At 41.8% G+C, this 25,945-nt stretch carries 21 protein-coding genes; 17 read left to right on the forward strand and 4 right to left on the reverse strand.

The window, feature by feature from the left end:
* Window positions 1–391 precede the first annotated feature (391 nt).
* The gene (locus A1QC_RS10295; RefSeq protein WP_017026033.1) at window positions 392–910 is read left to right on the forward strand and encodes an RNA methyltransferase; all 519 of its coding nucleotides are present in this window, start codon (window positions 392–394) and stop codon (window positions 908–910) included.
* 21 nt (window positions 911–931) lie between these two features.
* On the opposite strand, the gene A1QC_RS10300 is transcribed toward A1QC_RS10295, so the two are convergent.
* The gene (locus A1QC_RS10300) at window positions 932–1,810 is read right to left on the reverse strand and encodes a TraB/GumN family protein (RefSeq protein ID WP_017026034.1); all 879 of its coding nucleotides are present in this window, start codon (window positions 1,808–1,810) and stop codon (window positions 932–934) included.
* A gap of 138 nt (window positions 1,811–1,948) precedes the next feature.
* Complete coding sequence (locus A1QC_RS10305; RefSeq protein WP_017026035.1) at window positions 1,949–4,747, reverse strand: cation transporter; 2,799 nt, start codon at window positions 4,745–4,747, stop codon at window positions 1,949–1,951.
* Between the two features lie 591 nt (window positions 4,748–5,338).
* Here A1QC_RS10305 and A1QC_RS10310 point away from each other — a divergent pair.
* The 15 genes from A1QC_RS10310 to A1QC_RS10380 all read left to right on the forward strand — a co-directional run bounded on the left by A1QC_RS10310 (window position 5,339) and on the right by A1QC_RS10380 (window position 21,885).
* A complete protein-coding gene (locus tag A1QC_RS10310) occupies window positions 5,339–6,787 on the forward strand; it encodes a hypothetical protein (RefSeq protein ID WP_017026036.1) in 1,449 nt (482 codons plus the stop codon).
* Between the two features lie 341 nt (window positions 6,788–7,128).
* Window positions 7,129–8,553: a glutamate--tRNA ligase gene (gene gltX, locus A1QC_RS10315; protein ID WP_017026037.1), complete on the forward strand. Its 1,425-nt coding sequence runs from the start codon at window positions 7,129–7,131 to the stop codon at window positions 8,551–8,553.
* A 229-nt stretch (window positions 8,554–8,782) separates the two neighbouring features.
* Complete coding sequence (locus A1QC_RS10320) at window positions 8,783–9,343, forward strand: hypothetical protein (RefSeq protein ID WP_017026038.1); 561 nt, start codon at window positions 8,783–8,785, stop codon at window positions 9,341–9,343.
* 11 nt (window positions 9,344–9,354) lie between these two features.
* Window positions 9,355–10,473 (forward strand): beta-ketoacyl-ACP synthase III, encoded by a 1,119-nt coding sequence (locus tag A1QC_RS10325; protein WP_017026039.1) that lies wholly within the window; start codon window positions 9,355–9,357, stop codon window positions 10,471–10,473.
* Window positions 10,474–11,154: an iron-containing redox enzyme family protein gene (locus tag A1QC_RS10330; protein WP_017026040.1), complete on the forward strand. Its 681-nt coding sequence runs from the start codon at window positions 10,474–10,476 to the stop codon at window positions 11,152–11,154.
* Complete coding sequence (locus tag A1QC_RS10335; RefSeq protein ID WP_017026041.1) at window positions 11,147–11,986, forward strand: DUF6999 family protein; 840 nt, start codon at window positions 11,147–11,149, stop codon at window positions 11,984–11,986. Before A1QC_RS10330 ends, A1QC_RS10335 begins: the two co-directional genes overlap by 8 nt.
* A gap of 246 nt (window positions 11,987–12,232) precedes the next feature.
* Entirely contained in the window at window positions 12,233–13,078 is an 846-nt protein-coding gene (locus A1QC_RS10340; RefSeq protein WP_017026042.1) for a DUF3450 domain-containing protein, read from the forward strand.
* Entirely contained in the window at window positions 13,078–14,457 is a 1,380-nt protein-coding gene (locus A1QC_RS10345) for a MotA/TolQ/ExbB proton channel family protein (RefSeq protein ID WP_017026043.1), read from the forward strand. Before A1QC_RS10340 ends, A1QC_RS10345 begins: the two co-directional genes overlap by 1 nt.
* Complete coding sequence (locus tag A1QC_RS10350; protein ID WP_017026044.1) at window positions 14,457–15,002, forward strand: MotA/TolQ/ExbB proton channel family protein; 546 nt, start codon at window positions 14,457–14,459, stop codon at window positions 15,000–15,002. The genes A1QC_RS10345 and A1QC_RS10350 overlap by 1 nt, the downstream gene beginning before the upstream one ends.
* Window positions 14,999–15,406, forward strand: a complete 408-nt coding sequence (locus A1QC_RS10355) for an ExbD/TolR family protein (protein ID WP_017026045.1) — start codon at window positions 14,999–15,001, stop codon at window positions 15,404–15,406. Before A1QC_RS10350 ends, A1QC_RS10355 begins: the two co-directional genes overlap by 4 nt.
* A 13-nt stretch (window positions 15,407–15,419) precedes the next feature.
* Window positions 15,420–16,130 (forward strand): energy transducer TonB, encoded by a 711-nt coding sequence (locus tag A1QC_RS10360; protein WP_241796591.1) that lies wholly within the window; start codon window positions 15,420–15,422, stop codon window positions 16,128–16,130.
* Window positions 16,130–17,401, forward strand: coding sequence for a tetratricopeptide repeat protein (locus A1QC_RS10365; protein WP_017026047.1), 1,272 nt, complete (start codon window positions 16,130–16,132; stop codon window positions 17,399–17,401). The genes A1QC_RS10360 and A1QC_RS10365 overlap by 1 nt, the downstream gene beginning before the upstream one ends.
* Window positions 17,402–17,417: 16 nt before the next feature.
* Window positions 17,418–18,338, forward strand: a complete 921-nt coding sequence (locus tag A1QC_RS10370; RefSeq protein WP_026025942.1) for an AraC family transcriptional regulator — start codon at window positions 17,418–17,420, stop codon at window positions 18,336–18,338.
* A 260-nt stretch (window positions 18,339–18,598) separates the two neighbouring features.
* Window positions 18,599–20,761, forward strand: a complete 2,163-nt coding sequence (locus A1QC_RS10375; RefSeq protein WP_017026049.1) for a TonB-dependent siderophore receptor — start codon at window positions 18,599–18,601, stop codon at window positions 20,759–20,761.
* A 392-nt stretch (window positions 20,762–21,153) separates the two neighbouring features.
* The gene (locus A1QC_RS10380) at window positions 21,154–21,885 is read left to right on the forward strand and encodes a siderophore ferric iron reductase (protein WP_026025944.1); all 732 of its coding nucleotides are present in this window, start codon (window positions 21,154–21,156) and stop codon (window positions 21,883–21,885) included.
* Between the two features lie 9 nt (window positions 21,886–21,894).
* On the opposite strand, the gene A1QC_RS10385 is transcribed toward A1QC_RS10380, so the two are convergent.
* Together A1QC_RS10385 and A1QC_RS10390 are read right to left on the reverse strand one after the other, a co-directional pair.
* Window positions 21,895–22,851 (reverse strand): lipase secretion chaperone, encoded by a 957-nt coding sequence (locus tag A1QC_RS10385; protein ID WP_017026052.1) that lies wholly within the window; start codon window positions 22,849–22,851, stop codon window positions 21,895–21,897.
* A 3-nt stretch (window positions 22,852–22,854) separates the two neighbouring features.
* Window positions 22,855–23,772 (reverse strand): lipase family alpha/beta hydrolase, encoded by a 918-nt coding sequence (locus A1QC_RS10390; RefSeq protein WP_017026053.1) that lies wholly within the window; start codon window positions 23,770–23,772, stop codon window positions 22,855–22,857.
* 232 nt (window positions 23,773–24,004) lie between these two features.
* Between A1QC_RS10390 and yegD the strand changes: the two genes are divergently transcribed.
* Window positions 24,005–25,387, forward strand: coding sequence for a molecular chaperone (yegD, locus tag A1QC_RS10395; protein WP_017026054.1), 1,383 nt, complete (start codon window positions 24,005–24,007; stop codon window positions 25,385–25,387).
* Window positions 25,388–25,945: the final 558 nt, after the last annotated feature.

Consider the following 25,945-nt stretch of genomic DNA (forward strand, 5'->3'; position numbering starts at 1 on the left):
GAATCCCTCTTCACCGACCACTTTTAAAGAAAGCCTCACAGCAATGTGAGGCTTTTTTGCATTTAAGCCCCGACGGGTCGGGGGTTCGCCTGATGTTAGAATCTTGGCTCTTCACCGACCATATAAAGAAAAAGGCTCTGCAGAAATGCAGAGCCTTTTTCATTTTTAACTCCGACGGGTCGGGGGGCGCTTGAATTAGAATCTTAGCTCTTCACTGACCATATAAAATAAGCCTCACAGCAATGCAGAGTTTTTTTTGCATTTAGCCTGACAAATCGGGAATGTCTGATTTAAAATTCACTCGAAACTCGAAACTCGAAACTCGAAATCCGAGACACAAGTTACGAACATCTGCTATTATTCCGCCTCTTTTTTCTACGATGATCCCTCTATGTCTGATTCAATTTCCTATGTCACCATTGGTTTAACTAACCCTAAAAGCCCTTCGAATGTCGGCGCTGTTATGCGTGCATCGGGTTGTTATCGAGTCGATGCGGTTCGTTATACAGGGGTACGTTATGATAAGGCGGCTAAGTTTCATACCGATACCAAAAGCGTGGCTCGCCATATTCCTTTAGATCGTGTTGATGACATGTTGGTGGGGTTAGAGCCTGAAACTAAAATAGTGTGTGTAGAATTAGCCGAAGGGGCGATTCCATTGCCTGAGTTTCAGCATCCAGAAAAAGCTTTGTATGTATTTGGCCCTGAAGATGGCAGCATTGAACAAAGCGTGGTCTCAAAAGCCGATGCAGTAGTATACGTGCCAACGGTCGGTTGTATGAATTTAGCAGCGACGGTGAATGTATTACTTTACGATCGCTTAGCAAAAACCTCCAATGTGGAAGCAGGGGATGAGCTAATCCGTAAAAGCCGAGATAATCGTAATAATTTGATTGTTTCGGCTGAATAAAAATATCAGTAAAATCGTGGTTTAATTTAGGCAGTTACTCGTTGTGCTTTTAGTGACGAGCTTAACTCTATAACCTTGTTTTTCTAAGTGTTCTATTAAGCTGTTTTCACCAATCAGATGTAGAGTGCCAACTGCAATGACATAGCGACCGTTTGGTGATAAGAAGCTTGGGTCTTGAATTTTATCACTCCAAGTTTGGTTACGGTTGTACAGTAAAGACTGCATAGTTTCCTTATCCCATTCAGCAAGTGATAGTAATTTGAGAAGCCCATTCTTATCGCCATCTTGCCAGTTTTGGATCATGCATTGATAAAACTTTTTGTCCTCATGCCAGTTTCCGAGTGAATCGAGTAATAAGCTTTTACCATCTTCGGGTGAATTTTGTAGCATGTCTAACTGTTGCTGCAATGTTTCAAACGTGAGTAAAGGTAATTTAAGTGCTTCAGCTTGATCAGACAAAATCATATCGACACCTAGATTTGAATCGTAACCTAAGCTCTGAAATTTTTGGTTTTCAATGCTGAGAGAGGCAAGCCATGGGGGTAAGTGTAAAAGTACCGTTTTATCGAGTTTCAATTCAGTGGCGATTTCTTCCAGTTTTTTCCTTTGTTCAGCGTTGAGTACATCCGTGGTTAAGGTCGATTCGCTAAAGTCGATTTTGGGCGGGTTAGCTTTCACATCCGCTTCTAATATTAATCCATAGCTTTGTTTCATGAATTGTTCTAATTGGCTAGGCAATGGATACATGCTTTTTTGCCCGATATGGATTGTGCCGATGAGCATTAATTGTTGCTCACCTTTGGTTGCTTTCCAAACCATCGGCTCAGCATACAAGGCTGTGCTAAATACTGTAGTAGAAAGGGTAAGTAACGAAACGATGTTGAACAACCAATTTTTCATAGAAGGCCTTTATGACAGTGATGCATTAATGTATCCCAAACTGAGTCTCCATCATTACGAATGAGGGCAAGGTAATCAAGTAAGAGTCTACTTGTTTACCTTACCCATTGGTCTTTTTATTATGGAAAGATCGACGGATTACTTGTCTTTGGGTTTAAATAACCTTAATCGGTTGGCGTTACTTACGACGGTAATTGAAGATAATGCCATCGCAGCCCCGGCCACTACTGGGCTGAGTAAGAAGCCAAAAGCAGGATATAAAACACCTGCTGCAATAGGAATGCCTAAGGTGTTATAAATAAAGGCTCCTAACAAGTTTTGTTTGATGTTTCTTAATGTTGCTTTGGATAGTGCGATGGCATTGACCAGTGCAATCGGTGATGAGTTTAAAAGTGTCATGCTCGCGCTTTCAATAGCAACATCAGAACCACTTCCCATGGCAATACTAACGTCTGCTTGAGCCAGTGCAGGGGCATCGTTAATGCCATCGCCAACCATAGCAACAATTCTAGAGCCATTCTCTTGCTGTAACATTTGGATTTTTTCGGCTTTCTCATGAGGCAGAACTTCAGCGATCACTTGATCGATGCCTAACTGTTGACCAATGAATTCCGCGACGGTTTTACTGTCGCCCGACAACATGACGACTTTAATACCAAGCGCTTTAAGTGCAGAAATGGTTTGTTTTGAATCGTCACGAATGGGGTCTGCAACACCAAATACAGCGCTCAGTTTCCCATTAATAGCAACCACAATAGGGGTGTGAGCTTGCTGGTTTAAGCTTGCTAGTGCTTCTGTGCCCGTTGTCATATCGACATTTTTTCCCGTTAAATAACGCGGGCTACCGATCAGTATTTCAGATTGATTCCACTTAGCGCTAACGCCTAAACCTCGCTCGGCTTTAAAATCATGGATGGAAACCTCTTTATTAACTGTGGAGATATTGCCGTCAATGTATTGGCAAACCGCCTGTGCTAATGGGTGTTCAGATTGAGATTCAATGTTATACACCGCAGAAAGTAAATTGACGTTGTTGGTGGTATCCTCGGCATTACCTTCGCTTACCGCGCCGTTATCATCAAAATAAAAAGCTTGTTGAACACTTGGTTTACCTTGAGTGAGTGTGCCTGTTTTATCAAATACGACGGTCTGAATTTGACTTGCGGTTTGCAGTACTTCGGCATTTTTAATCAGTATTCCCATTTCAGCGGCTTTACCAACGCCAACCGTAATAGATAGTGGAGTGGCTAAGCCAAGCGCACACGGACAGGCAATGATTAATACCGTAGTGACCACAACGAGCATATAACTGATTTGAGGCTCTGGGCCGACAACATACCAAATGGCAGCCGCAAACAAGGCAATGGCGATCACCACCGGCACAAAGACGGCAGAAATTTTATCGGCCAGTTTTGCTAATGCAGGCTTACTGCTTTGAGCTTGTCGAACCAATTGAATAATTCTGGCTAAGCTGGTTTGTTCGCCCACCATAGTTGCTTCTATGATTAAGCTACCATCTTGATTGACGGTACCTGCAAAAACATGGTCTTCGACATTTTTCATGCAGGCGATCGGTTCTCCAGTAAGCATAGATTCATCCACATACGATTCACCGCTGATCACCTTGCCATCAATTGGCATTTTGTCTCCGGGTTTGACGCGAATATGCATTCCAGCCTGTATTTGATTCACCGGCATGCTGGTTTCTTTACCTTCAATAATCACAATGGCGGTTTTTGGTTGAAGGTTAATCAAGCTTTGCAATGAATCATTGGTTCTGGCTTTTGCTTTGGCTTCTATGTAGTGACCTAACGAGATCAAGCCGATGATCATAGCGCTTGCTTCATAGTAAACATGGCGAGCTTGAGTTGGAAACCAGTCAGGAAATAAGGTGACCATAATGGAATATAACCAAGCGGCACCAGTACCTAAAGCAACCAAAGTATCCATGGTGGCGCGTTTATGGCTGAGGGCTTGCAGCGCATTACTAAAGAAAGGTTTTCCCGCCGTTGCGAGTAAAATAAGGCAAAGGATGCCGATGATTCCCCACGCCCACTGATCGGTGGCCGAATTGATCATCATATTGCCGCCCAACATGCCCCACGCCATTAATGGAACGCCGACAATCAAACCTGCAATGGCATTTTGGCGGTGAGTTTTTAAGTCGTGTTCAAATTGTTGCTGTTGTTGCGCTCTCATTTCATCATCATTCTTTATGATTTCTGCGTGATAGCCGGTTTGCTTAATCGCATTGATGATGAGTTGTTCTTGTTCGACGAGCGCTTGGTCAGTGAATTGTGGGTCGATGATCACCCAAGCGGTCTGCTCGGCTAAGTTCACTTGAGCTTGTTGGACGCTATCAACTTTATTAATGCCTTTTTCAACCGAAGATACGCAACTGGCGCATGTCATACCGGAAATAAGAAACTGTTGATATTGCTGAGTTGAACTTGCTTGTGCAGAGTTGTCGTTTTGAAGGTTTTCTATTTCGGTTTTCTGTACTTCGACTTCTTTTGTTGCTTCATGATCACTTGGATCGAGTTTCGCCTTTATCGCAACGAGTTCTGCTTGGTAGCCTAAATCCGAAATCAATTTCACAATAGTGTCGGCTTCAAGTTGGCTGGTGATTTTTAATGAAGTTTTATCCACGTCAAATTGGTCAATAGAGTCTGTGTTATTGAGCGATTCTTGTACTTTGTTTACACAGCGCCCACAACTTAACCCACTTAATTGAAAGTGCAGAGTTTGGAATGCTTGGTAGCCGAGAGATGACAATGCTTGGTTCAGTTCGTCTAACGAGGCAGTGGTTTGTACCTGCGCCTGTAAAGCTGAAATGTCTAATACTGTCGTGTTGTCTAGAGATTCAAATGCATTGCGTGCTTTTTTAGCACAACCCATGCAATTGAGCCCGTGCAGTTGTAATTGATAATTGACCATATCGAACTCCTTACTTGATGTTTGAACTATAAACCTTCCCATCGAGTCAAGGTCAAGGCGATATTTTAATTTAATTTCCTACTTTTATGATGTTGTTCTTTGTTAATTTTAAAGGGGAATTAAGCTCTATAAGCTAGAGGTGTAGAGGCCATTTTTTCAATTTAAGTGGATCGATTGCTAAGGTTAAAGATAAAGCCTGAATTCCATAACGTGTTGATAATTTAGAAATTGACGTTTTTTACGTAAGAGTTTTTGCGAATGAGTTCAAATTTTTTATTTTGTGCTTATAGGAAGGAGTGTTTCATTACGAAATGAGACAGTGATGTTAGTCACGTTTATCATTGTATTTTAGTGGGTATTGGCAAGGTTGCAGCGTTTAATTTTTATTTATATGTTTTTATAAGTTTCTAACTCATTGTATTTTATCGATAATAAGTTTTTATATTTCACTCGAATTGAGCAAGGTCAAGTTTTCGTTGTTATTTAATTTTCATCTAAAAAAAAGATGGCATTATGCACCCGTAAATCGAAACGAAGACACGAAATGAAACGGAAAGTTCATTTCGTTAATAAAAATAATAGGGGTGACATATGAAGCAGGTATTTAAAAGAACACTAGTAGGGGCGGCTGTTTCCTCTTTACTATTTGGTATGACAGCATACTCAACAAGCGTTATTGCGGCTGATGACGTAGCACCTAATGACCCAGCAATTGTTGGTGAAGGTGTAGTGGAAAAACCGTATGAAGGCGGTTTTTTTGAAGATGCGACGATTAATGGCGGCATTAATATTTGGATGCGAGATCGTACTCGTGCCTCGATTGATGCCAATGGACACCAAACACCAAAATCAACCAATTTAGATCACGGTTCGATTTATGCGGGTCTTGATATTCGTTCAGGCTACGCAAAAGATGTTGTCGGCTTAGATGTCAATGTCTATACCACATTTGATATGTGGAACAACGGCTCACCAGATCATGAAATGAACTTTTGGAATGTAAACAACCCTTATGATATGGCGCCAAATACCAATACAGGGTGTGATGGCACTTGGGATTCGTCTTGTACTGACAATGGCGGTGCATTCCAAACGGCAGCAGTGAAGTTTAAATTTGGTGAGCATGTTACGGCTCGTGGTGGTTATTTCCAGCCAACGGTTCCGACAGCAATGGGTGTGAACTGGTCTTACGCTGCTGGTACTTATGAAGGTGGTGAGATTGGTGCAAACTTTGGTCCTGTTGCACTAGGTTTCGTATATGCCGATCAATACCGTGCTCCTTGGTACAAGAAACAATACACTTTCCGCACTGGTACTGGTCCAACAGCCAAAGATGCAGGTGATGCATACTCTATTGGTATGGTTTACACCATTAACGATAAAATGGTGTTAGATACCGCTTATGCTGGTTTAACGGAAGGCGATCGTAAAAATGCCCACGTTAAATTCAAATGGACAACCGATGGTGGTTGGTATGTCTCTCCTCAAGCATATATTGTTGAAGATAATAACCAATACGATAAAACAGCCTTTCAGTTGGCATTCTTAAGTGCGAAAACCTTTGGCCAGTATGGCTTACGTCTAGAAAGTACTTATACTTCTGCTGATTCTGAAAATACTCGCGGTAATGTAGGTAACTTAGCGTATCGCTTAACAGAAGCATACGGTGGCTCAAACGGTGCATATGATATTTGGTGGAACAACCGTTCGGATTTCAACCACGATAACGAACTTGGTTTCTTTGGTGAGTTGAAACGTGACTTCTCTGACCTTGGTGCACCTGGTTTTGTTATGGGTGTAAATGGAGTTTACGCCTTTGGAGCGAAAGCCGATGGTTACGATGAGTTAGTCGAATATTCTGGTAGTGCGTTTGTGAACTATGCGATTCAAAGCGGCGCATTAGAAGGTGCTAACTTCGGTATTTACTATACTCATTATGTTAACGATTCAAACGCTGACAACTGGGTTGGTTACTCGAATGCCTTCCAAGATGAGAACGACTTAAAAGTGACATTAACGATTCCTTTCGGTATCAAATAATCGCTTTATAAAAAGAGCCTTTGTCATCATGTCGGCCAATATGAATGGCATCAACAAAGTTGCACCTTCAAGTAAGAAGGGCATATAAAGGCTCGATCCTAAACTGAATATAGCGTTATCAAAGGGAAACCACGCGATGTGTGTTTCCCTTTTTATTTATTTGCTTTTAATGCCGCTGCTTGGTTTGTTATTTTCTGCTGAGCTATTTTAGTGGTTAGCTTTGAGTGTTAGAATGCCCGCATCTTTTTGCCAGCGAGTTCCTATCCATTTTGCTGTGGGGCGCTCAATCGGCAAAACTTCTTTCTAAATCTGCTTTGTAAAAGAATGATAAGGTAATTTTAATGACGGTTAAAACACGTTTTGCTCCGAGCCCAACAGGCTATCTTCATGTCGGTGGTGCACGTACTGCGCTTTATTCTTGGTTATACGCCAAAAGCCAAGGTGGCGAATTTGTTTTACGTATTGAAGACACTGATATCGAGCGTTCAACCCAAGAAGCGGTGGATGCGATCTTAGAAGGCATGAAGTGGATGGGGCTAGATTGGGATGAAGGTCCTTACTACCAAACCAAACGTTTTGATCGTTACAATGAAATGGTTGATCAACTGCTAGCGGAAGACAAAGCTTATAAATGCTACGCATCGAAAGAATTGCTCGACGAGATCCGCGCAGAGCAAGAAGCCAATAAAGAAATGGCGCGTTACGATGCTAACCACCCTAAAATTGTTGCCGTGAATGAAGCCGCAACCGATGGTGAACCTTGCGTTATTCGTTTTCGTAACCCGAAAGAGGGTACCGTTGTTTTTGAAGATCAAATCCGTGGCCGCATTGAAATCGCTAACAGCCAATTAGATGATTTGATCATTCGTCGTACTGATGGTTCTCCAACGTATAACTTCTGTGTTGTGGTCGATGACTGGGATATGGGCATTACGCATGTGGTTCGTGGTGAAGATCATATCAACAACACGCCTCGTCAAATTAACATCTATCAAGCACTTGGTGCACCCGTTCCAACCTTTGCGCATTGTGCAATGATTTTGGGTGATGATGGCGCTAAGCTGTCTAAGCGTCATGGCGCAGTAAGCGTTATGCAATACCGTGATGAAGGTTACTTGCCAAACGCTTTGAATAACTACTTAGTGCGTTTAGGTTGGTCACATGGCGATCAAGAAATTTTCTCTCCAGAAGAGATGATTGAATTTTTCAGCCTAGATGGGATCAGCAAATCAGCGTCTGCATTTAACACGGATAAGTTGTTATGGTTAAACAACCACTACATCAAAACCTCAGAGCCTGAGTATGTCGCAAAATACCTACAATGGCATTTAGATGCGCAAGAAATTAGCCTAGCTAATGGCCCTGCGATTACCGATGTGATTGCTTTGGTGGGTGAGCGTTGCAACACGCTAATTGAAGTGGCGCAACAGTCTCGTTATTTCTACGAAGATTTCTCTGAATTTGAAGCGGGTGCAGCTAAGAAGCACTTACGTGGCGTCGCTAAAGGACCATTAGAGTTAGCGCTGAGCAAAATTGAAGCATTAACCGAGTGGAGCACAGAAAATCTTCATGGTGTGATTGAGGCTGTGTGTGCGGAACTTGAAATTGGCATGGGTAAAATCGGTATGCCACTTCGCGTTGCAGTCACTGGCGGCGGTCAATCGCCATCGGTAGATGCGGTAATGCAATTGATTGGTCAAGAGCGCGTGATTGCTCGTATCAAAATGGCATTAGCCTTTATTGCTGAGCGTGAAGCTAACGCTTAATCTGTAAGTGTTAGCCAGTTAAAAACAATGAAGCCACTGAATTTCAGTGGCTTCATTGTCTCTTCTCTATAGGGTATTTCTTATCTTATTGTTTTAATTCTTGTTTATTCGACATTTTCAAAAATATCACACTTTTATGAGACTTTACTATCAAAGCCATTAGTTTTGTATGACACACCTCTTGCGTACTGGCATAGTGATTTGATTTAGTCATAAAGGGACATCATGCATGGATACTTCTCAAGTCCTGATCAATATTTTATTGTTTCTTTTTTTGCCGTTATGGGGCGTGGCAGGGTTTGTTGATTGGTGTTGTCATCGTGCGACGAAAATTGAAGTGACCTCCGGCTTAAAAGAATCATTGATGCATAGCCTGATGGGCATTCAAGTCGGTATTCCGATATTGTTTTGTTTGGTGTATCGAGTGAACGTACTTATTTTGATTATTTGTATTTTTGCTTGGCTTTTGCATGAATTCATTGCGCATTGGGATGTGGCTTATGCGACAGGAAAACGGCACATCAGCATTTGGGAAATGCATGCTCATAGTTATTTAGCCACACTGCCTTTGTATATGTTGGCGTTGATTATGGTCATTAACTGGCCGGTTGTGGTGGATCTGGTGAAATTGAATTGGCAAGGCCAGATGCATTTCGTGCCCATGGACGATCAGCATGGTGGAACTTGGTTTTTACCGACTTACCTTACCTTCATGGTGGTTATTTGTGTCTTTCCTTATCTTGAAGAAAACATTCGTTGCTTACGTCAGTGGCTCAAATCAAGTTCTTAAAGGATATTAATATGGATGTTTATATTACCTCTACGGGGCATTACTTACCGGGTGAACCAATTTCAAATGATCAAATGGAGGATATATTAGGTAAAGTTTTCGGTAAGCCAAGTCGATTAAAGAAACGCATATTAGCTTCCAATGGAATTCAATCTCGACACTATGCCATTACACGGGATCATAAAACCTATATATCCAATGCAGAAATGGCAGCAGAAGCCATTCAAAATTGCCTCTCTCACAGTTATCTAGGCACACGTAAAATTCAAATGCTAAGTGCGGCGACCAGCCAAGGTGATTTGGTGCTTCCTGGTTTTGCCTCAATGGTTCAAGCAGAAACTGGTTTATCTGATATTGAAATACATTCTAGCCATGGGATTTGCTCAAGTAGTTTAATGGCATTGAAAGTGGCTTATACACATTTATTGGCAGGTGAACATACCAATGCCATGGTGGTGGCGAGTGAGCTTGCATCTAGGTTATTTAAAGCCAGTCGATATGAAGCAGCTAACGCTCAATTGGATTTTAATGCCGAGTTTTTACGTTGGATGTTATCTGATGGTGCGGGAGCACTGTTACTTGAAACGAAACCGAGAGGGAAATGTTTTAAGATTGATTGGATTCGCAGTTTCTCCCATGCTGATGCTTACCCAGTTTGCATGTCTGTTGGGCAAATAGGTGCAAAGCAAGATCAATATTTTACCAGTTGGCAGGACTACCCAAATTACGCACAAGCTGAAGCTGCGGGTGCAATCTTGTTGCGTCAAGATGTTCGCTTGCTCGATAACATCGTTAAACTCGGTGTGGATGGCTTTCTGCGGTTAATTGATGAAGGGCGAATTCAGGTCGATGAAATCGATCATCTGCTTTGTCATTATTCTTCGGATTATTTCCGTAAACCCATCTTTGATATGTTGAAGAGAGCCGGTTGTGAAGTGCCTGAGCATAAGTGGTACACCAACTTGTATGATCGCGGTAACACTGGCTGTGCTTCTATTTTTATTATGTTAGATGAATTTCGACGTACACAAAAATATCAAGTAGGTGACAGTATTCTCTGCATGGTGCCGGAAAGCGGTCGATTTAATAATGCCTATATGAAATTAACCGTTGTTGAAGAGGAAAGATAAATGGACAACCACGTCATTAGTGATCAAGGCCAACAATGTTTACAAAAATTGATGACAATATGGTTTGATTTTGAGCGTCAACTTGGGCGTATTCCCATTATTTCAAGGCTTGAGAAAGGGCAGTTTGATGAAGAAGACTATCGAAGCTTATTGATTAATATGCGTCAGCAAGTGATTGAAGGTTCACGTTGGATCAGCCGTACCGCGTCCAGTTTTGATCGAGACTATAGTGATGTACGTTCTGAAATTATTCAGCATGCCAAAGATGAACATCGAGATTATTTGGTGTTAGAGCAAGACTATATCAATGTAGGAGGCAAGCGAGAAGATATTCAACGGTATGATCGCAATGCCGGAACTGAAGCTTTGCATGCGTTTATGATGCACCGAGCCAGCCAGCCTAACCCCATCGACATGATAGGCGCGATGTGGATAATTGAAGGTCTCGGACACAAAATGGCGAACGGTTGGGCAAAGCAAATTCAATCTTGTTTAAAAAGCGATAAAAGCTGTACGCAATTTATGCAATACCACGGAGAGAACGATCAAGAGCATTTAGAGAAACTGTATAAATTGATCGACAGAGTTTGTCAGAATGATCAGCAATTAAAATCCATCACGCGAACCGCAAGAGTAGTTGGGCGTTTATATGCATTGCAGTTGGAGGAAATCGATGTCTAAACCTTATTCAGCCATGATGAGAGCGATTGCTGTAGACAATTCATTACCGATTGAAAAAGTGGCGGTTGAACTATGGTTGAAAGATTTAAACAACCCACTTCGTTGGATCGTCCGACCGGTGCTTCAAGTCATTTTTGTCATGTTATTGCATTTGGTTTGGCTGTTTAAGCGACTTCCATTACCGGCCTTTAGTGCACATCAACTACTACAAAAGTTGATTTGTTGGTTTTGCATTCATTTCGTGAAGAAAGAAGCCAACTTATTAATTCTTAGACATTATGCGACGGAATCGAATATCTTAAATTTCCTGATTGCCAATAGTGACACCCAGCACAATGAAAACTTAAAGCCAGTGAATTTGTACCCGAAAACTATTCAAGACATGCTAGGTGCAAGCTTTGTTGATCATGATCAGCATTTATTCGATACATTTGCTGATTTAGGTGAATGGCAAAAGCTATACAACCCCAAATCTCATATTCAATGGGAACACTGGCAGCCTATTAATATGGATGAGTTTGAAGTAGAAGAGCGCAGAACCCAATTTTTAGATTTTGAAAGTGCTCATGCTTTGTTTATGTGTTTATTTTGTCTTCTACTGACCAAAGAAGAGTACCGAGACGCGATTAATGGCTTCAATTTAGATCAGTCTATTGCGATTCGAATTGGCCAAATCATCGGAGATCCATCTTTATCGAATATGGCTTATAACCAGTATCCGCTGTATTTTGTTGGGCCGTGGAACTTAGGGCAGCGCTTTTTAATGCATGGTTTCTTTACTGAGCATTTATATGCGGAATTGGAAACAAGAAGAACAAAATCTTTAACTTAAATCTTAGGTTTTTGAATTAGATAAAAGCCCTATTTAATGCCTAAAGCTACTGAGAGATCGGTAGCTTTTGTTATTTTTATATTACGCTGTAATCCTCAAATAACTTGATGTAAATCAATGTAGTTTCTCCATTACTCTTAATGGTAATTATTATCATTAACTTTTGTGTCTTTATGAGATAGAATTGTGGACTCATTCAAATTGGTGAGTTTACCTGACCTATTTTAGTACAACACGGACATAATCATGCTGTTTCCATCATTAACACTATTGCCGTTTTCGGCGAAGTCGACATCCCGCCTTCAAGGTCTGGTGCTGGCTTGTTTTGCTGTTTTGTCATTTTCTGCATCGGCAGATTCTTTAGATAATGCGCGTAACATTGAGCGTCAAACCAATCAAAATGCAACCAATGCTCAAAAGAAGATTGATGCCAATTCAGACCAAAGCTTCCAACTGCAAGCCGAAGTAGAACAGCTTCAAGCGCAAGTGGATAACTTATCTTTGTATCAAACTCATCTTAAGAAATTAGTGGCAAGCCAAGAATCAGAAAAGGCCAATATTGATGAGCAGTTGGTGGATATCGCCGATACACGTCAAGGTGTTGTGCCATTGATGTATCACATGATTGATGGTTTACAAGCCCTTATTGAACAAGGGGTTCCCGTCCGATTAGACAGCCGTGAAAAGCGTTTGGATGATCTGAAAACCTTAATGGGACGCGCTGATATTTCTGATGCTGAAAAGTACCGTCGTATTCTGGAGGCTTATCAAATTGAATTGGATTACGGATCTAAATTAGGGACTTACGAAGGCTCGATTGAATTAGCGGGTAATGATAGTCGCCAAGTGGATTTATTGTACATTGGCCGAGTCACTTTATTGGCTCGCAGTAAAGATGCGCAGCATGCTTGGTTGTGGTCACAAGCAGATAAGCAATGGCAAGATGTTAGTGCCGATCAAAGCGCAGAAATTACTAAAGCGTACGCGATGGCGACGAAACAACAAGCGCCAAGCTTACTGACATTGCCACTTTCAATTACACAGGCAAGAAATTCATCTGAGAATTCAGTATCCGCTCAGGAGGCAAAATAATGTTGTCTTTATCTACAATGCCTCGTACGTTTACCTTGTTCTTCACTTCTTTGGTTTTAGCAAGCACGGCTTTTCAAGTATCGGCAGATGATCTGGCGAGTCTAGATAATAAAGCTAAAGCAGACCAAGTATCAGAAAATGCTCATAATCAGCAACGTGTGGCGTTAAGCGCCGAGCAGCGTGCTCAACTTACGGTTCAGCGTGATCGTCTTGCGAAACAGTTGGCAAAAATCGAACAAAAAAACACTCAATTGGGTGAAATATTTTCGGCTAACGAAGAAGTTTTGGCGGATAAAGAAAAAGAGCTTCAACTCGCCACAGGCAGTTTAGGCGAGTTATTTGGTGTGGTTCGCCAAGCTGCTAAAGATGTACAACTCAGTTATCAAGACTCATTGCTTACCGAGCAAGGTAAAGCCTTTGAGACGCAGCTTGATAAAGTGATTAGCACCGATGCGTTGCCTTCGTTAAAGTTATTAACGCAATTATGGCAAGCGATGGACTACAAAGCTCGCACAGGCAGCGAATTATTGCTTACGTCTGTTCCTTTTGTGGAAGGCGATGGTAAAACTACTCAGCTGCCAGTAATGCGTATTGGTGATATGGCATTGTTATCAGAACACGGTTATGTGCAATGGGACTTTGCTCGTCAGCAAGCCTTTAACTATTTAGCATTACCTTCAGAAACTCCAAGCTTATCTGGATTACAAGCCGAGCCTAAACAAGCAATCTTAATAGACCCGACGCGTGGCGTGATGTTAGAGCAATATGCCCATCAACCAACATTAATGCAGCGTATTGATCAAGCGGGCATTGTCGGGAAAGTTATTATTGTTATTTTGTTGATAGGCTTAGTGATTGCGGCGATTCGTGGTGTGCGTCTTGCGATGATCCAACAACAGATTTCAAAACAATTAAAACAACCTGAAACACCAACAGATAACCCATTAGGCCGAATTCTTAGCGTGTATAACAAAGAGAAAAAACAATCGGTTGAATCGTTAGAACTGCGTTTATTAGAAAGTATTCTTGATGAACAACAAGGTCTAGAACGTGGTTTATCTATGTTGAAACTATTTGCTGCATTAGCACCAATGCTAGGCTTATTGGGTACTGTAACCGGTATGATTGAAACCTTCCAGGTGATCACTCAATTTGGTAATGGTGATCCGAAAGTGATGGCGGGCGGCATTTCAATGGCATTAATCACAACAGTATTAGGTTTAGTGGCGGCGATGCCATTGCTACTGGCGCACAATATCTTATCTAACCGTGCTGAAGTGATCCGTAATACCTTGGAAAAACAAGGTGTCAGCTTAGTAGCCAGCCGCGCAGAAGCGGAATCTGATGCATTAAGCTCATCAGCACAGGTTAACGCGTAATGTTGGCTTGGCTGTCTACTTATTTCCCTAACTTACTTTCGTCTAATTTGGCGGAGTTTATGGCTGGGGGCGGGCAAGTGTTGTGGTGGCTAGCGGCGATTGTATTGCTTTGCTGGGTGCTGATTATTGAACGTATTTTATTTCTTAGTTTCTCTTATCGTGACGTGAAAGCTACTTGGATTGAAGATTGGAAACAACGAAAGGAACATGATTCATGGTATGCCTTGGCGCAAAAGCAAGGAATGCTGCAACAAGCCCATGTCATGCTGACTCAGCATTTAGATTTGATTAAAGCTTTGGTGAGTTTATGCCCTATGTTAGGCCTACTTGGTACGGTAACCGGTATGATTACTGTGTTTGACCTGATGTCAATTTCAGGCAGCAGTGATCCTAAATTAATGGCATCAGGGATTTCGATGGCAACTTTACCAACGATGGCAGGCATGGTTGCCGCATTAGCTGGTATGTTTGCTCATTCTCGATTAGTGAAAGTGGCGACTCGTAAAGAAATGCACTTAGAACAACAATTAAGGAGCGGCGAATGAGATTAGTTCGTCCCACAAAAGCAAAAGAAGAAGCACAAGTCGATTTAACGTCGATGCTTGATATCGTTTTTATCATGTTGATTTTCTTCATTGTGACCAGTTCATTTGTGAATGAATCTGGGGTAGAAGTTAATCGGCCACAAGCCTCACATGCCACCGCGCAAAAAGATGCAGGTATTTTTATTGCTGTGACGGCTGCTAACGATGTCTATATTGATAAACGCAGAGTCGATGTGGAACGTGTTGGCGCAGCATTAGAGAAGTTAGTGATCGATAAACCCGATGCCAGTCTTGTGATTCAAGCGGATAAACACGCTTATAACGGTACGGTGGTGGAAGTAATGGACGCCGCGAAAGGGGCGGGGATCGTTAAAATTGCACTCGCGACTGCAAACAAATCGTAGAGAGATGATGGTAATGACACTCGACAACAGTAAAGCCAGTGGCATGAATCGGTCTTCATTTCGATTATTGGTTGCCATCCCACTTGGGCTTGCTACAGCCATTGGTTTGTTTTGTTTTATGTCTTGGATGGTTGGCAGTGTAAAAACTGGTATGTCAGACGATCAAGCACCGATGGCGTTCGATATGGTGATGCAAGAGCAAGATTCACAATCTCAGCGTCGCCAGAGAAAATTGCCAGAGCCGCCAAAAGTTCCAGAGCAACCTCAATCATTATCGACACCGGCAACCGCTTCAGCACCGATGCCTCAAGTTCAAGCTCCTGATGCATCGATTGATATGAATATGGCATTTAGCGATGTAGGTGTTGCCATCAATATGCCGAGCATCAACGTTAGTAATAATGTGAGCAACAATATTGCAGAAGGATTAACTCAAGGGATTGGTCAGCAGCAACAGGCTATGCCTTTGTACCGTGCTCAGCCAAATTATCCTGCGCGTTTATTAAAGCGTCGAGTGGAGGGTTTTGTAGTGATGTCCTTTACCATTAATGAGCAAGGTAAACCTGAAGACATAGAAGTGGTGCAAGCTGAACCGACAAAAGCGTTTGCTCGGTCGGCAATCCAAGCCTTAAGAGGGTGGAAATATCAACCGAAAATTGAAGGTGGCAAAGCGGTTAAGCAGGGTGGTCAGCAAGTGAAAATTGAATTTAAGATTAGCCAATAATGATGATGTTTTTAACGCAATTTCAAAATAATGAACATGGACCTACCATCTTTAAAAAAGGTGTGGCGTTGTTATGCTTAATGATCAGTGCAATGGTTGTCACACCATCGGCTAGTGCGGCAGGCCTTACGCCGTATGCAGGGAAAAAGCTTAGCCAAGCGAGTGAGCTTGCTCAAAATGAGCATTTGTCGAAAGCGATTCAGGTGCTGAAGGATTTTGATCCAAGTACCGATTACGATAAAGCGTTTGTTAATCGAGTATTGGGTATTTATTACTGGCAAGCCGAGCAACCTAAATCGTCTATTTCATCATTACGCCAATCGGTTAACTTAAAAGCACTAGAGCCCAAAGCGCAGTGGCAAACAAACCGTATGTTGGGTGATATCTTATATTCTCAGCAAGATTACGCCAGTGCCGTTTCAGAGTATCGTCATACCTTGGCGATTCAGTATACGCCAAGCTCAACAGAAAAAACTCAATACAACAAAGACACTAATGAAGTGTATTTTCGTTTAGCTGCTGCTTATTACCAACAACAGCAATGGGCACAAGTACGTAGTTGGGTTATGAAATATAAAGCGCCTGATGCGCAAAAGCGTTTACAAGCATTACGTATGCAAGTTATTGCTGAATTGAGATTAAAGCAGTGGGGTAATGCTGAAAAAACGCTAAGTAACTTGATTCGCATTGAGCCGAATAATAAGGGCTGGTGGCAGCAACAAATTTCGTCTCAACTTCAGCAAGGGAAAAATCAGTCTGCACTGGATACTTACGCTTTAGCGAAAAAACATAACCTTGATTTTACTGCAGCCGATTATAAATCCCTGTCTCAGTTATACGCTCAAAATAAAATTCCAGAACGTGGCGCTCGGATTTTAGAGGAAATGTTTAAAGTTTATCCTGATAGCCAAACGCAAGATAACCAAAAAACGCAGGCTTACTATTATCAAATGGCAAGAGAATGGCCTCAAGCTATAAACGCTTGGAATACTTTAGCGCAGAGAAATGCTAAATATTATTGGCCGCTAACTCAGTTGTATATTCAACAAAAGCAATATGACAATGCCGCTAAAGTGATTGATAAAGCGAAGCCTTATGCGGATAAAACAGAGTTTAGCTTGGCGAAAATTCGTTTACTGTATCGTTTAGAAAAATACAATGATGCACTGGCTGAAGCTAAGCGTTTAAATGAAGTTTTGCCTTCTGATTCCGCTCAAACTTGGATTGTTTATTTACAAAATAAGTTAGAGAAACAAGGTGCTTCATCTTAATGATGCGACGATCTTCATGAAACAGCCAACGCGATGTAGTGCCAAAACAGCACACTTTACCCGCATAGAAAAAGTGTTGGAGTTTATTCATGAGCATCTCTTTTTAACTCTATCTCTTGATGATTTAGCCCAAAAAAGTTGTTGGTCGCGTTGGCAACTACAGCGAGTGTTTACAGCTGAAACCGGTGTTAATGTGGCGCAGTATATTCGAGAAATAAAGCTAAGCCGCGCCGCAGAACAATTACTCGATAATTCTTCTGAAAGAGTGTTGGATGTTGCGCTTTCTTTTGGTTTTAATTCGGAAGTGAGTTTTAGCCGAGCATTTAAACAATTCTTTGGTTGCTCGCCACGTGATTACCGTAAGCGCGGAATTCGCACAGGATTACGCCAACCTATTACCTCTGCATCAAATCATGATCAGGAGCGAACGGATCTTCAATCGATTCCCCACTTTACCCATATAAGGATTGAGCATAAAGATGCCTTTGCTTTAGCTGGGCATCATGGCGAAATATCCGGTTTATTTTCTGATCAGCCTGACTTCCAGCAATCAGTGCCTCGTATTTGGCGTGAATTTGAACTGTTAAAAACATCATCTCACCCTGTCGATGAGCCGCCTTTAAGGCCCATACGCTATGGGGTAATAGATACGCTTACCATTGGCGCCGATCATTTAACTTATTGGGCAGCAGAAGCGGTGAGTGAGCAAACTTATGGAAGCCTTCCATCAATCGTTATTCCTAAACAAGAATACGCAGTTTTGCCACATAGAGGACCGATTGAAGGTTTAAAACCAAAACTGGAATGGTTCTTTACGTGTTGGTTGCCACAAAGTGGTTACAGTGGGGTGGATGGCTTTGAGTTAGAAATCTATTCAGAAAATTATCAACTGGATAGTGAAGATGCCTATATGGAGTATTGGTTGCCAATTGAGTAAGTAAAATATGAACCTTACTGTATGTATCCATCATCACCCGTTAACTAACGTGCTCACCTTATCTTCTTCGTCTCATCCTTTTAATCACGCTTCGTCATATTGAAATTGATCAACAATAATTCCGTTTCTGGAAAAAGTTCCCTACAGCGCCTAACATGCCCCAAATTGTTAACTTTCCTTTATTGCAAATCGTTATCATTCACAACATAAATGATAATGATTATCGTTAATTGATATTGACGAACTTTTAGGAATGGAAAATGCCTCGCTTAAATGGGTTGAAAAAACAAAATTATATGGTTGCACCTCTAGCGCTTGCCGTTGCTAGTGCGCTTACTGCCCCTTCATTGTATGCGGCAGAAAAAAGCACCGCTGATAATCAACAAGAAACCATTACGGTACTTGGCCAAACTTATCGTAATACTGCAACTAAAACGACATTAGAGCCAGAAGAAACACCGCAAGCAATTACAGTGATTGATTCTGAAGCCATTGACATACGTGGAGCGGAAACGGTTCAACAAGCACTTCGTTATGCACCAGGGGTCAATGCTGAGCTTAAAGGTGGCAGTGTCACCATGTACGATAATTACAACATCCGTGGTTTTGAAAATAACCAGATGTATTACGATGGGTTGGTTCTTCAATACTTAACAGGCTGGAATCTGCAACCACAAATTGATCCGATTGCCCTTGAGCGTATTGAGGTTTTTAAAGGCCCGAGTTCGGTACTTTATGGCGCAATGCCTCCCGGTGGTATGGTTAACTTGATTGCGAAATCGCCACAAAAAGAACGTAATACTGATTTTTCTTTAGCAACGGGTTCGCGTAATTTAGTGAAAGCGACGATTGATACTACGGGGCAGTTTGGTGATTCTGATGTGTACTATCGTTTAATTGGTTCCGCTTCTCATCGTGATGGCCAAGTCGATTACACCACAGAAGAACGTTACGTCTTTGCACCCTCGATAGATTGGTACGTGTCTGATAACACCCTTATAAATTTCAATTTTTATTATCAGAACGATCCAAATATGGGTATGAACTCAGCTATGCCCGCTTCAGGATCTGTGTTTGATAATCCAAATGGAAAAATTGATAAAAATGCTTCAATGGGTGATAAAAATTGGAGCCAATTTGAACGTGAGTTCTGGATGGCGGGTTATAAAATCGATCATTCTTTCAATGAAAATTGGTCGTTCTTACAAAATGCTCGCTTTATGAAAGCCGATCTTTATCAAGAAAATACTTATCACACTGCAAGCGGTTGGGATCCAACAACCGGTAACCTAGAACGTTACATTTACAGTACAGATGAAGAGTCGGAAGGCTTTACTATTGATAACCAGTTATCTGGTCGAGTTATGACTGGCGAGGTCGAGCATAATTTATTAGTGGGTGTCGATTATCAACATTTAAAAGGTAGCTCAAATTACACAAGTTATGGTTATGGTAGCGGGTATACAGCGCCTAGCTTTAATGTGTTTACCCCAAATAATAACCAAATTGATCGTTCTCAAGTAACGGAATTAGGTGTGTATATTGATGAAATTACCGCAGAGCAACTAGGCTTTTATTTCCAAGACCAAATGCGCATTAATCGTTGGGTGGTTATGGCTGGTGGGCGTTTCGATAACTATAAATCGACCAGTGATTACGTAGGCAGTGTGACTGAAGTTGATCAAAATAACTTCTCATACCGTGTGGGGGCATTGTATGAATTTGATAGTGGATGGTCGCCATACGTCAACTACGCAACCAGTTTTGAGCCAGCAGCTGGTGTTGATACCAATGGTGATGCATTCGATCCATCAATCGGGCAACAAATTGAAGGTGGTGTGAAGTATTTATCGCCAAGCCGCACGACCTCTATGACAGCTTCGGTATTCCATATTGTTAAGAGTGATGTGGTGGTTGCCGATCCGGATAGTGTCGATTATCAAGATAAGATACAAGTTGGTGAAATTCGTTCACAAGGCTTAGAACTGCAAGGGCGCACCTCGCTGACTTCAAATTGGGATATTTCAGCCAGCTATACCTATACAGACATGGAAATCACTAAAGATACCACGGGGCTTGAAGGTAAAACGCCAATTTATGTGCCTAAAAATGCGGCAACGTTATGGACCGATTACTATCTTTATGACGGTATTTTCTCTGGAACACGTTTAAGTGCCGGTGCGCGTTATATTGGTGAACGTGAAATGGACGCGGCGAACACCGATACCGTTCCTGCATATACCGTAATGGATTTATCTTTTGGCTATGATTTAAGTGGCTTGAGCGATGATTTACAAGGGGCAGGGGTTAATCTAAGTGTTAATAACGTTTTTGATAAAGATACGTTTAGTTGTTATGACACAGCGAACTGTTGGTATGGTGAAGAGCGAACCATTGAATTGAAGTTTGATTATAATTTTTAAGATGGTTTAGATGTTGAATTGAAGAGAGCTGATCATTAGGTTAGCTCTTTTATATGTCTAATGGTATTCGATTATTTCTAGTCTGGGCTAGGGGATACTGTATTGCCTTTGGTTCAGACGGAGATTAAGAATGTCGTCATTCCACACATGAGCCTAAGCAAAGAAGATGCGGGATCTCGCTTTCAAGTTAGTTTCATTGGTGTGAGAGATACCGGATAACTCGTTCCTAGTTTTCGGAATATTACTGTCGACAAAAGGTTGGACGCCGAAGGCTTGTGGTTAACCCACCACGAAAGCTATCTTCAATTAACCTTCTTGAATATTCCCTTTGTAATCTAAATGAAAATCAGTATCATTGCGTTTAACTTAATTTTGTTTGATGAGCCTTCGCCGTGAGTGATCCAAGATACCAACAGCTTTTTCATTTTGCTGACCATGTAACGCCTTATCTTCGAGGGGAATTATTGCATGATGATCTTATGGATGATGAGCATCATGATGATTGGTTGTTTTCAGATAAGAACAATCAAGAATTACTGCAAGATATCTATTCAAAATTAAAGCTGTCTCATCCCGAGGCGGGTCATCCTTATTGGTTAAACCGCACTTGGACTTTGCTTGTCTGGCAGCCTGTCTATATTAGTTTTATTAGTATTTATGGTATTCATGCCTTGCCGTCTATGTCGAAAATGGCGCAGCAGTGGAGAGGGGATGCGAATTTTGTAGCAGGGTTCAAATTACACAATACCCCAATGCACGATGGCAGCACCGAAGAGCTAATTGATATTGCCGCCAAAGAATTGATGCCATTACTAGAGCATTATCGAACTCAATTGGATGAACAAGTTCGTATTCGCCCGGGTTTCACTAAGCACCTACTGGCGGATATGTTGTTGATGGCCTTGCTGCGCTTGCAAGATCTGCATAAAGATTTACCACAAGACTATATTCCTCAACATGCCAAGCGTTGGCTCGAAGCATTTGGATTATCGACCAAAGCGATGGATTCACTTCACTATGACTTAGTGGAAAGCAAATGGCGCTATGTTCGCACCACTTGTTGTATGGTGTATCGCTGTGAAGGGCGAGAGCTTTGTGCAGATTGCCCTCGCCAAACAGAGTAAGAATAATTGTTATTGGGTTAATAATTGTGGATTTTGCACATAGACGGTTAAGCGGCGCTTCTCATTGAGTGTGAAATGTTCATCTACATAGCGGTCTATTTCATCTTGAGCCACAACCCCACTTTCTAATTTCATTTTTAATTCTAAATAATCCCCAACTTTTTTTTGCCATTGCTGAATTTCAATTTTTAAGGTTTGCACTCGCGCTAAAGCATCACTATCTAAACGATCCAATTGCTGTGTTTCTCCCTCTATGTATTTCATTATCTGATCCGCTTGTACCGTTGGGGCCAATACTTGTCGATCTTCAGGCGACAATTGCTGGATTTGATTACTAATCAACGATTGCCTTTGTGTCTCGGTTAAGGTTGGATCTTGTCGGATGGCTAGGCGCTCTAAAGCTTGTTGATCATATTGATTACTTTGTCCAAAAAAGGCATCGATTTCTACTTGGTCAAAATAAGTGAATTGCAGTTGGTGTGCGCTGTCGATGAATTCGATGGCGGTCTCATGTGGAATATCTACCGTAATATCTGGACTATCCAGTTTAAGATTGGCAAGTGCTTTGGTGTAATCTTGATATCGATAAAACAAATTAAATAATGCTTGGGTAGCCAGCTTAGAGAGTTGCAGCTGATCGGCCAGTGCCGTTAGTTGCTGCTCGATCGATTGCTGATTTTGTTGAAAGGCATAGATGACATCGTCTAATTGCCATCGTAATGCCAGTGACAGCAGTAAATCGTTATTAGTTAGAGGTTGGATATCCGGCTTAATCGTAGGTTCAGACATGGCCTTTGACGATGTGTTATCGGTTTTCATCACAGGTGTAGCGTGCATAGGGCCGTTTGGTCTATGGGCATTTTCCACGTTTGATTGTGATCGGTCGCTGGGCCATTGCCATATCATTAAGCTCACTAAGCTAATGAAGGCAACCGCAGGGATTGCCCTAGATAAATTAAATGGCATAGATTACAGACCTAAACGTTGTAAGCGATCTAAATGCTTGCGATATAGGGTCGTTGGGTTGGTTTCAAACCAACTGACTAACCCAAAGGTTTGATTAACTTCATCCAAATGATTCATGCGGTAATCATCCTTAATCACTTGCCCTAAGTGAGAGCTACAACTCGACACTAAGCCGTCATTTTTCTCGCTAAAAGTTTGGTTGGTGATAAACAAAACTGGATCGGAAATATCGAATACATTGGTGGCGGGTTTGGCTCCAGACCATGAGAAATAATGCACGCCATTTTGAGCTTTACTTGGTGTGCTGCCACAATAACGAGACGGTATGCCTTCAGGGTAAGATTGATTGAATAAAATGGAGCCCTGAGTGGTGAGTGAATCCATGGCATTTAAACTTGATGCTGGTAACGATTGTCCTGAGACTCCGCTAATCACAGTCGCTAATGCATTAAAACCTTGGCTGGCAATATTTTCGAGAGCAGAGTCCGTTGGGATTGTTTTACGCAAAACATCTGCAAATGTACTTCCCCAGTTAACACCACCGATTGAGGTTACCGATGCCACCATTTCAGGGCTGACACTCGCGACATAACGAGCGGTTGGGCTACCGTGACTGTGGCCGATAATATTCACTTTTTTCGCACCACTTTGTGCCAATACTGCTTGTATATAGGTTCTAAGTTGCTCACCACGAACTTCGCTGGAATTCGCCGGTGATACACTTGCAATATAAACTTGAGCGCCGCTGCGTTTTAACGTTTGAGGAATGTTATAAAAGTAATCTATCCCCCAAATATCATTAAACCCAAATAAACCATGTACTAAAACGATTGGATATTTAGTGGCGTTACTACTATGGGCTTGCAGGGAAAAGAGTGTGGATGTGAATAATAAAACAGTGATGCATAATTTATTTTTCATTTATCTGTCCTTTAGGTTCTTATTTTTATAATTATCAATATAAGAACTAGTACAGAGAATAGGTTTGTACAATATTTAATCAGCAAAAGTGCGGGGCGTGAAAATATTAACCAGAAAGACAATGGAATAAATCAAAAACGGCTCTGTATGATGGTGGGTATATCTGCCAATTTTTCTATAAATACGTTACTATCACCGCCTTTTTTCAAATGTGAATGGTTAGGAAGTGGCGATGTTTATTGGTTTTGATTATGGAACGGCGAACTGCTCTGTTGCCATTATGGAAAATGGAGCGCCTAAGCTGCTCCCACTTGAAAACTCAAGTCATTACATTCCCTCTACCATTTGCGCGCCAACGCGTGAGTCGGTCAGTGAATATCTTTTCCGTTTTATGGACACCAAGCCTAAAGATGTTTTAGGTGAGCAAGTTCTGCGTCGCGCTATTAATCTTAATCGTGAAGAAGATATCGAATTACAACGTGGCGATGTTCAATTTGGACAACAAGCGCTAGATACGTATTTGCTCGATCCCCAAGACGTCTATTATGTGAAATCTCCGAAATCCTTTTTAGGGGCAAGTGGGCTGCATGAAACCCAATTGGTGTTCTTTGAAGACTTGGTTTGCAGCATGATGAAGAACATCAAAACTCAAGCTGAAAACACCACTCAAGCGGAAATTGAGCAAGCGGTGATAGGTCGTCCAATTAACTTTCATGGTCGAGGTGGCGAGGATGCAAACCGTCAGGCGGAAGGGATTTTACGCCACGCTGCCACGCGAGCCGGTTTTAAGAACATTGAATTTCAGTTTGAACCGGTTGCCGCAGGTTTGGAATATGAAAGCACCTTAACGGCGAATCAAACCGTGTTGGCGGTGGATATTGGCGGTGGTACGACCGACTGTTCTCTTATTGATATGGGGCCTGATTGGCAAAACCAAACCGATAGAACGCAAAGCTTACTTGGTCACAGTGGCCAACGTGTTGGCGGCAACGATCTGGATATTTACTTAGCCTTCAAACAAATCATGCCACTGTTTGGGCTAGGCTCTCAAATGAATGGATCACAAGTATTAAGTTCGTCTAAGAGCCGAGGGGTGGATATGCCAATCACTCAGTTCTGGAATCCGATTGCGATTAATAACGTGGTCGCCCAAAAAGACTTCTATGAAGTGGCGAACTTAAAAGCGTTAAAGTTACTGCAAAAAGAAGCGCAGGAGCCTGAAAAGCTGGCGCGTTTGCTGGCGGTATACCAACATACCCTCGGCTATCAAATTGTGCGTAAAGCAGAGGAAACTAAGATTGAGCTATCGGATTCTGATAAGCACTCATTAATAATGCCAGTGGCGTCTGAAATGCTGAAAATGGATATCGATCTGCAACAAATGATTGAAGCGGTTGATACGCCAACACAGAAGATGATGGATCTGGTGACCGAGGTAATGGCACAAGCATCTAAAAAGCCCGATGTGATCTTTATGACGGGCGGCAGCGCGCGTTCACCTTTCTTGCGTCAAGCACTAGAAGCTCAATTACCCAATGTGCCCATTGTCAGTGGGAACTACTTTGGCTCGGTCACCGCAGGGTTAGCCCGATGGGCGCAGACGGTGTTTGGCTAAGAGCACTCATTACCGAAACAAGTCACAACACGGCAGCTTCAACGTGGGAGCTGCCTTTCCTAGCATGATGATCTGTGCATTATTCCAGTCTTTATATCTCCTCCTACAGTGTAACGGTATACATATTTTTAATAAACAGCTCTCTTGCATAATCGTGTAATAACTATGTCTGTAAATAATTAAATTGTTTGTTGTGGTTCTAAATAAAATCACAAGGAAGTACCTTGATGTTTAAAATTTAGTTTAAATACTAAATAATCCTAACAATGTAGGTTGTAATGAAACATAAGCCTGTATCTTATTTCAATGCTTAAATTTCCGGACTACCTTGTGGTGTAAACATTCCCTAAAATAGGTCCAAGTTCAAATATTGCTGCTGGTATGAATAACTCAGACGGAGCGTATATGGGGAAAGGTCTTCAGACCGGAGCTGGAATGGCAGGAGCACCTACAGGAGGGAGAGGGTATGGTTATTAGTAATGGTCTTTTGATGTGAAATAAATAGAGGTTGTTATGGGGAAGATTGTAGTTCTAATTGTATTCATGCTTCTGTCAATT

This window comes from Vibrio rumoiensis 1S-45, assembly GCF_000286955.2.
GTDB lineage: Bacteria > Pseudomonadota > Gammaproteobacteria > Enterobacterales > Vibrionaceae > Vibrio > Vibrio rumoiensis_A.